The organism is Candidatus Nitrosotalea okcheonensis (assembly GCF_900177045.1).
Classification (GTDB): domain Archaea; phylum Thermoproteota; class Nitrososphaeria; order Nitrososphaerales; family Nitrosopumilaceae; genus Nitrosotalea; species Nitrosotalea okcheonensis.
In genome coordinates this window covers 1,573,920-1,586,366 of sequence record NZ_LT841358.1, presented here as the reverse complement: position 1 = coordinate 1,586,366, position 12,447 = coordinate 1,573,920, and the positions used below count along the sequence as shown (strand labels likewise).

Here is a 12,447-nt window from a genome sequence, read left to right as displayed (position 1 = left end):
TATATCCTACCATAGTCATACTATGGTATGAAAAAGATTAGCATATCCCTGACTCCAGAATTACACTCTGCAATAATACGGGCCGCAATGGACAATGACGTAAAGGTTTCCAGAATAATTAGTGAGTACCTAAAAGAGCATCCCATGATAAAAAAATACGTGGAGGAGATACGTGCAGAACCAGATGCAGGAGTTTTTGCAGTAAATCCTAAACAAATACATTCAAAATCTAAAAACGAGATAACAGTTTCTTCATAGGTACAAGCAATCCCCAGTCAGGATCTTTGTAGGGTTCGCCATATTTTTCATATTTCAAAAATTTTGCATAATAATCTGCCACCTGCTCCATAGCTTCCAAACGTATTTCATTTTTTTCATAATAACGAGCTATAATTGTTTCAACAGCTTTGATCAAATCTCCACCAGAACCTTTACTGGATACAAGTTCTTTGTTGCGTACAACCATTTCAATCATTATGTGATCATCATGTATAGACAGATACAGAATTGCTGAGATATTTCCATCTATTTCTCTTACAATAACATGAGAGTTTTCTTCAAGACTCCATCGATAATAATCTGCCAAGGTAAATTCATCCATTTCAGAAACAAAACTTTTGATGTGCTTGTGTATGTCATTTTTTTCAACAAACCTAATTCCAGAAGGAAACCTCATCTTACCTGCAACCAAGGATCACCTGTATGGTTGCATAATTTTAAAACATTTGAATACCGATTTTCAACCATGTGTCAGGATCTTTTCAAACGTAGCAAGATCAGCACAATCAACAGAAAATAAGATCTAGTCCCAAAAGCCCCTGGTGGTTACATACTGCCTTTCTGCTTCGTAAATTTGCTTGTACACCTCTTCCTCATATATCATGTTTCGCAATATCCTTGCAGCAGTGTCAGCACCCACACCATATCCTGATATCACAACAAGTGCAGTCCTGCCAAAGTTTGCAAGAAGAGATGACACCTTCCATGCCCTGGCAAACTTGTGACCCTCTTCAGCAGTTATCTTTTTTCCTGCAACTTTTTTTTGTACAATTTTTGGCAGGTCATAGTCAGAGTAAAACGTTGCCGCAATCTGCCGTGACTTGCAGTATGGACATGACGGGATCTCATTTACCTGTCCTGTCTCTACCACTTTTTCCCACTTGCCACATCTTACACACACAAGCCTGTGCCGTGTCTTCATCAGCCGTGTTTTTACCAAGTCAAGTATTCCCTTGTCCATGTTTGCAGGCGATGCATAGTATTTTGTAGTATGATCTAATATCGGTTCTGCAAGTTTTGTAAAACCATCAACTTCAACCCATGTTATCTTGATTTCATTTGATTTTATTTTTTGTAACAACTGCGATGTGTTTTCCAAGTCATACTTGTCGTGATATAGTTCCCGCAGGGCTTCCTTTGCAAGTGCAGTCTTGGAATATTTCTCATACAAGAATCTTGCAGACTTTCTGTCATATACTGCCTCTCTTCCAACTATTCCAAACTTTTTTGCAACACACCATGTTCTCCAGTTTACGTTGTGAGTTCCTGCAAGCGAGGCCTGCACTATATCCTGCAGGTCGTATTCATCAGATACAACATCACGCACCGCCTGCTCCAGTATTCTACCATTTGATGACAGCATTATCCTATATGCATCAGATCTTGAATCAACCAAGTATCCACTCTTTGCAGATATCATTGCAGAAAGCAGCATTGCAAGAGTAGAGTTTATTCTTGTACCAAAGCAGGAATGTATTACAATTGTATTTCGCACCCTCTGCGACTCGACTAGAATGTTTGTTTCATCCGGAATGGTTCCAAGCTTTAGGTTGTCAATCACCTTATTTGTAAAATGTGCTACAATTGTCTTGGTCCTAACCATGCCGACTTTTCTTGCAGTGGTATAGTCAACAGGGATGTTCTCGCCCTCCCAGTATGGAACATTTATTCCAGCAGATGATATCGGTTCCACGTTTACCTTGAGCGAGCTGTCATCAACGTTTAGTATTCTCCACTGCATCCCACGCAGTACAAAGACACTGCCCTGCTCCCCATTGTCCCCAACAAACCTCTGGTCAAGGCTTCCAATAATTTTCTTGGATGCGGTATCGAAGACCTTGAATTTTAAAATGTCGGGAATGGTAGATAGGTTTTCAAAGTGGTACCTAAACGAGCGGCCTTTTTTTGTAAAGGTCATCTCTTCCTTGTCAAAGAATACAATGTTTCCATTGTGCAAAACCTCAAGCACTTCGATGATTTCTGTTATGGTTACATTTCGAAACGAGTAGGCTTGTTTTATCATGTCCAATGCCAAATCAAGCGACATCTTGCCAAACTGCATGCTCATCCCAACCAAGTGATGTGCAAGAACATCCAGTGCACCGTCATGGACTATCTGATCCTCAATGGACTTTTCCCTGACACGCTCCAGTATTGCCAGCGCCTCAATTTCATCATCCGGGTTGTTTGTCACAATCAGTCCCTTTGCTGACGACCCGCGCGTATGCCTGCTCCTGCCAATTCTTTGCATGAGTTTTGACACCTGTCTTGGCGAACCATAATGAATCACAAGTTCAACAGATCCAATGTCAAGGCCAAGCTCAAGCGAAGATGTACATACAACTATTCCAGGCTTGCCAGCTCGCAGGGTGTCTTCAGTTTCTTCTCTAACCTGCTGGGAAAGAGAGCCGTGGTGAAGATCTATTGTAATGCTAGAGCGCTCCTTTAGTACCGATGCAATATACTCGGATTCGCCCCTGGTATTTGTAAACAGCAAGACAGGAGATGACGGATAGTTTTTTGTAACATATTCAATGACATGGTCCACTACATCAGTAATGGTACCCTCGATGTACTTTACCTCAACATCATATTTTCGAATCGAGCGGTCCTCAATTATCTTGCATTTTCTTTTTGTCCCTACAACAAACTTGGCGGCTTCGGCAGTGTTGCCTACTGTTGCAGACAGCCCTATTCTTGTCATGGAATATTTGGTATTTGCCTGGAGCCTTTCAAGGCTTAGTGAGAGCTGGGCCCCTCTCTCATTTCCCAATAGCTCATGCACCTCATCTGTTATCATCCATTCAATCTCATCAAGGGCATGAAGCATCACAGGCTGTGTAAGCAGTATGATTAGAGTTTCAGGGGTTGTAATCAAGATGTCAGGCGGGGCCAGGTTTATCTTGCGCCTCATGGATTGCGACGTGTCCCCGTGTCTTATCTCAATTCGCAGTCCTTCATTTTCAGCATACTTGATAATTCTCTTGAAAACATCCCTGTTCAGCGCTCGAAGGGGAGTGATGTACAGTACCTTGATTTTCCCTTCTTTTCTAGAACGTGCAACTCGCGAAAATATTGGAATTACTGCAGTCTCTGTCTTGCCAGAGCCAGTTGGTGCAACCACCAAGGAATCAATTTTTTGAAATATTACAGGTACAGCCTTTTGCTGTATCTCGGTAAGGTGTTCAAAACCAAGATTGCGGAACTTTTCTTCTAGCTCAAGCGGTAGATTCTGGTTCTTTGCTTTGTCTTGTTCTAGATCGCTCGTATACCATTACACCAACTAAACCAATACCAAATAGGACTGCAGCGATAATTGGTATATAGCCAAAAATTCCTGCCATGCGGTTTTGATGTTACCAGAGTGATAAATAGGTTAAGGTGTAGAGACCTGCATCAATCCCGCCTCAGTTATGGTATACAATATCTCTTTTCTTTTTCCAAACGAGGGAAAAACTTGGGCCTTGAACACTTTGCCGTCTTTTTCAAGTTTTATCTTTTTGTGGGTAAACATGCTAATTGACTTGTTCAAGTTTTCAATCTCTATTCCATCGATACTTCGTACCATATTGGTTACAACAACAGGAATCTTGGTGCTGATTGCAGTCAGGCTAAGCTCATGCATGTACTCCATGAATCTAACATGTTTTTCAAGCAGATTTGCTTCCTTGGAATACTCGAACGCAAACAAGTCTGTTATGTTTTCTATCACAACCAAGTTGGGTTTCATCTCAGAAATTTTTTTGACATATTCTAGTTGTTCTGCAGTATTTGTCATGCGTGCCACAATGACATCATCAAGAAGCGAGGGCTCTAAATTTTGCAACCGGATTAGCTGCAACATCCTTTCTGGCCGAAATCCTCCAGTGGCATCCAGGTATAGTACAGTGCCATCTTGCAACGAGTTCAGGGAAATTTGCATCACAAGTTGTGTTTTACCGCTTCCTCCGGGCCCAAAAATATCAGTTATCGTACCAGATGCTATGCCGCCTCCCAACAAATCATCCAGTCCCAAAATGCCAGTGGAAATCAATCTAACCAAGAGTTATCACAAATCAAAGTGTAAGTTGTAATAGGTAAGGCTTTGGTTCTCATTAACTTGCAAATTGAACATTAACAGAACCCTTTTATTCCCTATTTCAAGCAGTGGTGACAAGTGATGTGTGATTGTCACAAGCAGCAACTCCAAAAAGACCTTTAACAACATTGCAAAAAGGCATTAACAAAAAAGTTACAGTTAGACTAAAAAGTGAAATCGAGTACAAGGGTAAGATGAACAATGTGGATTCATACATGAACTTGATCATGACAGATGCAGAAGAGATAAGCAATGGCAAAATAGTTGCAAATTATGGCAGAGTAATTGTAAGGGGAAACAACGTACTTTTCATAAAATTAGAAAATGAGTTATAGGAAATTTTATCATGGCCTCTCATAGAAGCTATCTTTTTACTTCAGAATCAGTCACAGAGGGCCATCCAGACAAGATCTGCGATCAGATATCCGATGCAATTCTGGACGAGTTCCTAAAACAAGACCCAGATTCAAGAGTTGCAGTGGAAACGTTAACCACAACAGGTGTTGTGGTAGTAGCAGGAGAGGTTACCTCAAAGGCAAGATTTGACATCCAAGATGTAGTTAGAAAAACTATCAAAGAAATTGGATATGACAATCCATTATATGGTTTTGATTCCGAGTCTTGTAGCGTTCTGGTGTCGCTTCATGCACAAAGCCCTGACATTTCAGTTGGAGTCACTGCCAATGACAATAAAGATCAAGGAGCGGGAGACCAGGGCCTCATGTTTGGCTATGCAACAAATGAAACAGAAGACTTGATGCCCATGCCAATCTTGCTTGCACATAAGCTTACAAAACGTCTTGCAGAAGCAAGAAAGAAAAAAGAACTTCCATGGGCAAGACCAGATGGCAAGTCCCAAGTTACAGTAGAGTACGAAAATGAAAAACCAAAGCGCATAGATGCAATTGTAATTTCAACGCAGCATTCCCCAGATGTAACAAATGAACAAATTAGAAAAGAGATAATCGATAAAGTAATCAAGCCAGTCTGCGGCCAGCTGTGGAATGACAAGATAAAAATTCACATAAACCCAACGGGCAGATTTGTCATAGGTGGTCCCCCAGGGGATGCAGGGCTCACCGGAAGAAAAATAATTGTGGACACATATGGTGGCATGGGGAGACATGGAGGCGGTGCATTTTCTGGAAAAGATCCGTCAAAGGTAGACAGGTCGGCGTGCTACATGTGCAGATACATTGCAAAGAATGTAGTTGCGGCAGGACTTGCAGACAAGTGCGAGGTCCAAGTTGCATATGCAATAGGAGTAGCAGAACCAGTCTCTCTAACTGTAGATACATTTGACACATGCAAGATCCCCGAAGAACAGATTGAAAATATTGTAAGAAAGCATTTTGACATGCGCCCTTCTTCCATCATTTCCCATCTAAAACTAAAGAATCCAATATACAGAAAGAGTGCGGCATATGGCCATTTTGGAAGGGCAGAGCCAGAGTTTAGCTGGGAAAAGACAGACAAGGCAGATGTACTAAGACAGGCCTCTGGCCTTTAGCACAGTATCATATCTTGTAAATTTCATCTGCGCAAGACTGGCAAGTTTTTTGTGATTGCCAACATAGCTACCTATCATGATACCAAGATCATCAATACCAAACGGTCCCCTGTTATGCAGTGCATCATGATACGCCCTCTCAAAGTCTATCTTTTTCACCCTTATTTTATTTCCATGCAGAAATTTTTTTACAAAAGTATTATAGCTTACCACCTGCGGTCCCACCAGATCAATTATTTTTCTTGAGAATTTTTTTTCCTCCAGGGCCATGGTTATGACGCGGGATACATCATCAATGAAGATTGGCTGGAACACATAATTGCCAGAGCCAGGAATTATCATTTGCCCCTTTTCCAGCTGTTGCTTCAGATTCTTTGACAGCGGATCGTCTCTTCCTATCACATATGATGCGCGAAAAATTGTATAATCAAGCCCGGAGAGAATAATTTCTTGCTCTGCCTTGTATTTTGAAATAAAATATCCAAGTGTGGTATGTTTGTCAACTCCCAGGCCACTGATGTAAATTATTTTTTTTATCTTTGCCTTTTTGCATAGTGCAACGGCATTTTTTGCAAGACCAACATTTACGGTATAGTCAGAGTTTACAGTCTGCATCCCCTTGCCAATAAAATGCAACAGTGCATCAGAGCCGCGTATCTTTGATACAAGACTGTTCTCAGAAAGTGTTTCAGATGTTATTGTTTTTCCAAAGGTTACGGTCTTGCCCTTGCGTACAAGTGATATAGTTTGAAATCCATTCTTTGAGAGAAACATTCCTACGTTTCTTCCCACAAAACCATTTGCGCCTGATATCACAACTAATCGATTCATACAAAAGCACACGTTATGCCGACAAAGTGAACTGCCCATGTCTAAAGACATGAGATTCCTGAGCCATTGACCTCTTTGAGATCTCTACAGGCGTTGATTCCCGTCTTTCCGACGGTATTACTTTATGCAAAATATTTATGCTGGCGTCATGATCCCTGTCTATTTCCAACCCACACTGAGGACAACTATGTATCCTGATTGCCAGAGTCTTTGGAACTTTGGTTTTGCATTCACTACATTCAACTGAGGTATTTCTTGGATCAACTTTGATCAACATTTTGGTTTTGTATTCCGATTTTTGTAGGAAACCATTCCATCCAGAATCCAGGATATTTCTTGCTAGGTGATGGTTCTTCACCATGCCAATCAGGTTTAGTTTTTCAACAACTATTACATCATATTTTCTTGCGTATATTGTTGAAAGTTTATGATGAAAGTCTTTTCGCCTGTTTGCTATTCTTTCATGCATTATTTGATACCATTTCTTTGCCTTGAGATAGTTGTTTGATCCATACTTTCTCCTTGCCATCTTTTTTTGCATTCTGACCAATGGCTTCAATAATTTTAGATTCAGTGGGTTTGGTTCTACGAATACATCAGAATCGTATGCAAAATTCTTGATGCCCACATCTATTCCAACCGACTTTTTGAAATTAATTATTGGAGGCTGTGTCTTGTCTAATTCACAAGATACAGAGCAATACCACTTACCTGATTTTGTTTTAGTTATTATTACCTGTTTGATTTTACCGTGAATGGTACGGTGTTGTTTGATCTTGATATCTCCTATTTTTGAAAGTGTTAGTTTACCATTTTCCAGTTTATATCCTGACTGGTTGTAGATAAAAGTTCTATATTCTCCATATCTTGCAAACCTCAGACTGCCAGTCTTTCTGCCATTTTCTCTTAATGATTTTAATGTTTTTTGAGATCCAGACATCTGTACACATACCATTTGCAACATCTTGGAATGGTAGTTGTATAGCCAAGATTCCTGTTGTTTCAATTCCATCAGATAGTCCTGTAGATCAAACTGGGAAACAGATCCTTTCTTTGAATAATCAATGAATTTGTTGTAAACCCACCTACACACATTGATATTGTTCACCAATACATCTTCTTGTGATACTGTTGGATACAGTCTGAACTTGTAGTTCCTCATTTTGTTTTCTGTTCTTTATGTATAATATTGACATAAAAATATCATTGTTGATTTCAAGTTCACTTTCATCACACTGCTAAAGCATGTCAGATTTCTCGCTCACCAAAGTTAATTTTGGTCTTTGTACCATGTCATATCATACTTGAACACGGCAGACTGTCACCAGATCCTAGGCGTCCAGGCAGGAGCATCCCAGAAGGAGATAAAAAATGCATACAGGCAGCTTTCCCTGAAATATCACCCAGACAGGAACAAGGATGACGTCAACGGGGAGAAGTTCAAGAGGGTGACAGAGGCATATCAGCAACTAAGAAGCGAAGAAAAGAAAAAAGTTAAGATTTCAGAAAGCGAGGTGGCTACCAAGTATTCCGATTTTTGGAAAAAATATGACAAGACAGAAAATGAAGAGTTTCACTTTGGGCCAAACTTTACAGAGTTTAGACGCAACTTTGGAGCCCAAGATTCACAAGATTATGAACACAACCAGGAAAAAGAGGGCTCGCCAATGATTACTCACCTCATACTTTATGGAGGTCTTGGAGCAGTGGCCCTGTGGATAATTTTATCTACAATATTGAAATGACCTTAACGGATTAATACGCAAGAAAACAAAGTCAATCTCATGTCAGAAGAAGACAAGCCAAAGGAAAATATGAGAACAGGCTTTACGACGGGAACATGTGCAACAGCTGGCGCAAAAGCCGCATTGCTTTCAATCATAAATCAAAGTAAAACAGATTTTGTCAATGTAACACTGCCAAAAAAATCACAAATTCAGATCAAGATAGAAAATTGCGAGTTTTCAAAACAAAGTGCAACATGTACCGTAATAAAAGACGGCGGGGACGACCCAGACGTGACTCATGGGGCAGAGATAAGAACACAGGTTACGCTTACTGGAAACATTGGCAAGATAGAGCTTGACGGGGGAGAGGGTGTTGGCAGGGTTACCAAGCCAGGGCTTGGACTAGACATTGGGGCTGCTGCAATAAACCCAACTCCAAAAAAAATGATCAATGAGAATGTTTTGGAGGTTGCAGGAAACATCCTTACAAAAAATGGAATCAAGATAATAATATCAGTTCCAAAGGGAAAGGATCTTGCCATCAAGACAGACAACCCAAGACTTGGAATCCTTGGGGGCATCTCAATTCTTGGAACAAGCGGCATAGTGATACCATATTCAACTGCGTCTTTTGCAGCATCAATCAGGCAAAGCATCGAGGTCACAAGAGCGATGGGAGACGATACTGTGATATTAACAACAGGCGGAAGAAGCGAGGATTTTACAAGGAAACTCTTTGATCTGCCAGACCACTGCTTTGTCCAGATGGGAGACTTTTCAGGGTATACAGTCCAGGTTTGTGCTAAAAAGGGAATCAAAAAAGCACATGTTGCAGGATTCATAGGAAAGCTTGCAAAGATGTCGATGGGCGTAAAGCAGACCCACGTCAAGGGCTCAAAGGTTGACATGGTATTTCTCTCAGAGCTTGCAAAAAGGTGTGGTGCCCCGCAAGATGTAGTGGACAGCATAAAAAAAGCAAACACGGCAAGACATGTATTTGAGATAATCAATGAAAAAAATATTTCCGGCTATTTTGATATTATATGTGAAGAGGCCCACAAGCAGCTAGGAAAATATTCTGACAACAAGTTTGAGATCGAGGTCATAATGTTTGATTTTGACGGCATGGTTATTGGAGTTTATCCAAGGCGTAACAAATATCTTGAGACCTAACAAGACAACTTTGTGGACAATGTAGCAATAATTGCAATAACAAAAAACGGTATTGAGATAGCAACTTTACTCAAGAAACACTTTTCCACATGGAGGATATTTTCACCATCAAAGCTTCGACAAGACGGAAAAGATATCCAGTGGTTTGACGAATCCACCACTTTGAAAATAAAAGAATTGTTTGAAAACAATGAGGCATTAGTATGCATTTTCTCTCTTGGTGCAGTGATCAGATTGATTGCCCCGCATATGAGGGACAAAAAGACAGATCCGGCAGTGGTGGTAATAGATGATACTGCAAAATTTGTCATAAGCACGCTTTCAGGCCACCTGGGAGGGGCAAACGAGCTTGCAGAAAAAATAGGTTCCACCCTTGGCGCCATTCCTGTCATCACTACAGCAGCAGATGTAAACAAGACAATTGCAGTCGACCTGCTTGGAAAGGAGTTTGGCTGGGAGATTGACGATATTTCAAGTGTAACCAAAGTTAGCGCATTCATGGTAAACGAAGAAAAAATAGGAGTCTTCCAGGATGCGGGTGAAAAAGACTGGTGGATGCCAAAAAAAGAGCTTCCAAAGAACGTCCACATTTACAAGTCGCTTGATGAAATGATGACATCTGACTGCAAGGGATTTCTTGTCATTTCAGACAAGATTATAGAAAATAGCAAGATCAAGGGACGTGTTGTCATTTACAGGCCAAAGACCCTGGTTGTGGGAGTTGGCCTGCACTGGGACACTACAAAGGATACCATTAGGGAAGGGATGAATTTTTGCCTCTCAAAGTTTCAAATGAGTCCAAGATCAGTTGCCAAGTTTGCATCAATTAAAAAAGAAGCGGACGTAAAGGGATTGCAGGAATTATCAAGCGAGATGAAAGTACCATTAGAGTATTTTGACAAGACAGATCTTTGTGCAATCAGCATACCAAACCCTTCAGATGTTGTACAAACATTCGAGGGTACGCCAAGTGTATCAGAGGCTTCTGCAATCAAGGCCTCAGGCGGAGAGCTGGTTGTACAAAAACACAAGTTCCCCCCCAACCTCACAATTGCAATAGCAAGGAGAGCAAGTTGAAACGGGGCCTGTTACTAATAGACAGAGGAAGCAAGGAAAGAGAAGCATCAGAGGAGCTTGAGATTATCTGCAAGGAAGCAAAGAAGAAAGGTGGATATGCTTTTGCAGAATATTGTTTCCTAGAGGTAACCCCGCCATACATTGATGACGGAATTAAAAAGTGCCTAAAAAGCGATATCGATTCACTAACCATAGTTCCATACTTTTTGTATCCAGGAAAAAAGGTAAAGGCAGCTGTTACAGAGGTCATAAAGTACCAGTCAGCAACAAATGTAAAATTTCTTGTCACAAAACCCATGTCCATGCACATGACACTTGTGAATCTGGTCAGAAACAGAATCAAGTCAGCGCTTGACAAGGGCAAGGTTTTGCTGCCAGACAACAAGATAGATGTCTTGGTAATAGGACATGGAAGTAAAGACCCCAATGCAAAAATGTCTATAAAATATGTAGTAGATGAGCTTGGCCGCTCTTACAGAAATGTAGATTATTGTTTTCTTGAGATCGAAGAGCCAAACATAGAACAGGGAATACAAATGTGCAAGAAAAGAGATCCAGAGGTCCTAGTGGTTGTATTTTATTTTTTACACGAGGGCGCACATGTAAAAACAGATATCAATGCTGACCTCAAGCCCGCATTAGAGAAACACAAGTTGAACCAAGTCTTGATAACACAGCATCTAGGGACTGACCAGAAGATGGTTGACCTTATTATTGAAAGGGCTCAGGAGGTAGAGACATGATCACACAAAAGGGCCAGTCAATTGAAGACAAGAGCATGGAAATAATAGACAGCGAGATTGGCACCCACCCATACTCTCCTGACGAGTGGACAATAGTAAAGAGGATAATCCATTCCACTGCAGATTTTGACTTTGCAAGAGATAACAAGGTGGTTTTTCACAAAGATGCAATACAGAGTGCCATAGATGCGTTGCAGAAAGGCTGCAACATAGTAGTTGATGTCAATGGAGTTATAGGCGGTTTTAACAAGGACAACATGAAAAAGTTTGGGAATCAGGTGATATGCAACATATCAGATCCTATTGTAATAGAGGAAGCAAAAAAACTCAACAAGACACGCGCCCAGACTTCAATGAGACTTGCAGCCAAGCAAATGAATCGCGGGATAGTGGCAATAGGCAATGCCCCCACTGCACTTGTCGAGGTAGTACAGATGATAAAGGAGGGCCTGACATCTCCTGCACTTGTGATTGGAATCCCAGTTGGATTTGTCTGTGCAGTCGAGTCAAAGGACGAGCTTCGTGCAAGCAATGTTCCATACATCACAAACATCGGCAGAAAGGGAGGCAGTCCATGTGCATCTGCAATTGTTAACGCATTGTACAAAATTCTTGCAGCAAGAAAGTCTTCCTAGTTTGATCCCTTGATCTCTTTTAGTTCTGGATATAGTTTTAGTGCGCCTTTTGCCGCCATAATTCCGTCCGGTGTTAGATAGTATGAAGAAGATTTTGTTTTTGTGACATATTCCATTTCCAACAATTCTTTCAATACAGTGTCTTCTGGAATATGTATCGCAGAATCTTTTGATATGGCTCTTCGTACAAGTAAGTGAATCAGTATTTCTTCTTCTCTTGATGCAGTAGGATAGTATAGTGTTTTTATGATCATTTTTTGCATGTTTTCGGGAAATGATGTCAAGCCAGTCCGTTCTTTCATTCGCACAATTTTCACATTGTCTAAATCTGAAATGTCAATCATATTATCTTGAAGAACTGTTTGGACTTGCCCCAAATGAATTAAAACTTTTT

The 12,447-nt window shown here is 40.7% G+C and carries 14 protein-coding genes; 8 read left to right on the top strand and 6 right to left on the bottom strand.

The features are described 5' to 3' along the window. Positions 1 to 27 precede the first annotated feature (27 nt). A complete protein-coding gene (locus tag BQ3481_RS09365) occupies positions 28 to 258 on the top strand; it encodes a hypothetical protein (RefSeq protein ID WP_157928020.1) in 231 nt (76 codons plus the stop codon). Here BQ3481_RS09365 and BQ3481_RS09360 read toward each other — a convergent pair. The 3 genes from BQ3481_RS09360 to BQ3481_RS09350 all read right to left on the bottom strand — a co-directional run bounded on the left by BQ3481_RS09360 (position 230) and on the right by BQ3481_RS09350 (position 4,321). Continuing rightward, entirely contained in the window at positions 230 to 691 is a 462-nt protein-coding gene (locus tag BQ3481_RS09360; protein ID WP_157928019.1) for a hypothetical protein, read from the bottom strand. The genes BQ3481_RS09365 and BQ3481_RS09360 overlap by 29 nt on opposite strands. A 111-nt stretch (positions 692 to 802) precedes the next feature. After that, positions 803 to 3,403: a DEAD/DEAH box helicase gene (locus BQ3481_RS09355; RefSeq protein ID WP_394336725.1), complete on the bottom strand. Its 2,601-nt coding sequence runs from the start codon at positions 3,401 to 3,403 to the stop codon at positions 803 to 805. Between the two features lie 252 nt (positions 3,404 to 3,655). Next, positions 3,656 to 4,321: an ATPase domain-containing protein gene (locus BQ3481_RS09350; RefSeq protein WP_157928018.1), complete on the bottom strand. Its 666-nt coding sequence runs from the start codon at positions 4,319 to 4,321 to the stop codon at positions 3,656 to 3,658. A gap of 125 nt (positions 4,322 to 4,446) precedes the next feature. Between BQ3481_RS09350 and BQ3481_RS09345 the strand changes: the two genes are divergently transcribed. Both BQ3481_RS09345 and metK read left to right on the top strand, forming a co-directional pair. Next, positions 4,447 to 4,692, top strand: a complete 246-nt coding sequence (locus tag BQ3481_RS09345; protein WP_157928017.1) for a U6 snRNA-associated Sm-like protein LSm6 — start codon at positions 4,447 to 4,449, stop codon at positions 4,690 to 4,692. Between the two features lie 11 nt (positions 4,693 to 4,703). Next, complete coding sequence (metK, locus tag BQ3481_RS09340) at positions 4,704 to 5,867, top strand: methionine adenosyltransferase (protein WP_157928016.1); 1,164 nt, start codon at positions 4,704 to 4,706, stop codon at positions 5,865 to 5,867. On the opposite strand, the gene BQ3481_RS09335 is transcribed toward metK, so the two are convergent. Together BQ3481_RS09335 and BQ3481_RS09330 are read right to left on the bottom strand one after the other, a co-directional pair. Further along, positions 5,844 to 6,698, bottom strand: a complete 855-nt coding sequence (locus tag BQ3481_RS09335; protein WP_157928015.1) for an SDR family oxidoreductase — start codon at positions 6,696 to 6,698, stop codon at positions 5,844 to 5,846. The genes metK and BQ3481_RS09335 overlap by 24 nt on opposite strands. 13 nt (positions 6,699 to 6,711) lie before the next feature. After that, the gene (locus tag BQ3481_RS09330; protein ID WP_157928014.1) at positions 6,712 to 7,860 is read right to left on the bottom strand and encodes an RNA-guided endonuclease InsQ/TnpB family protein; all 1,149 of its coding nucleotides are present in this window, start codon (positions 7,858 to 7,860) and stop codon (positions 6,712 to 6,714) included. Between the two features lie 142 nt (positions 7,861 to 8,002). Here BQ3481_RS09330 and BQ3481_RS09325 point away from each other — a divergent pair, with 142 nt between their 5' ends. Genes BQ3481_RS09325 through BQ3481_RS09305 form a run of 5 tightly spaced genes read left to right on the top strand, consistent with a single transcriptional unit; the run spans position 8,003 to position 12,053 of the window. Then, on the top strand, positions 8,003 to 8,443 hold the full coding sequence (locus tag BQ3481_RS09325) for a J domain-containing protein (protein ID WP_157928013.1): 441 nt from the start codon (positions 8,003 to 8,005) through the stop codon (positions 8,441 to 8,443). A 39-nt stretch (positions 8,444 to 8,482) separates the two neighbouring features. Beyond that, positions 8,483 to 9,598: a cobalt-precorrin-5B (C(1))-methyltransferase gene (locus tag BQ3481_RS09320; protein WP_157928012.1), complete on the top strand. Its 1,116-nt coding sequence runs from the start codon at positions 8,483 to 8,485 to the stop codon at positions 9,596 to 9,598. A gap of 12 nt (positions 9,599 to 9,610) precedes the next feature. Beyond that, positions 9,611 to 10,675, top strand: coding sequence for a cobalt-precorrin 5A hydrolase (locus BQ3481_RS09315; protein WP_157928011.1), 1,065 nt, complete (start codon positions 9,611 to 9,613; stop codon positions 10,673 to 10,675). Then, positions 10,672 to 11,418 carry a sirohydrochlorin chelatase gene (locus BQ3481_RS09310; RefSeq protein ID WP_157928010.1) on the top strand — a complete coding sequence of 249 codons (747 nt, stop codon included), beginning with the start codon at positions 10,672 to 10,674 and terminating at the stop codon, positions 11,416 to 11,418. Before BQ3481_RS09315 ends, BQ3481_RS09310 begins: the two co-directional genes overlap by 4 nt. After that, entirely contained in the window at positions 11,415 to 12,053 is a 639-nt protein-coding gene (locus BQ3481_RS09305) for a precorrin-8X methylmutase (RefSeq protein ID WP_157928009.1), read from the top strand. The genes BQ3481_RS09310 and BQ3481_RS09305 overlap by 4 nt, the downstream gene beginning before the upstream one ends. On the opposite strand, the gene BQ3481_RS09300 is transcribed toward BQ3481_RS09305, so the two are convergent. After that, complete coding sequence (locus tag BQ3481_RS09300; protein WP_157928008.1) at positions 12,050 to 12,430, bottom strand: hypothetical protein; 381 nt, start codon at positions 12,428 to 12,430, stop codon at positions 12,050 to 12,052. The genes BQ3481_RS09305 and BQ3481_RS09300 overlap by 4 nt on opposite strands. Positions 12,431 to 12,447: the final 17 nt, after the last annotated feature.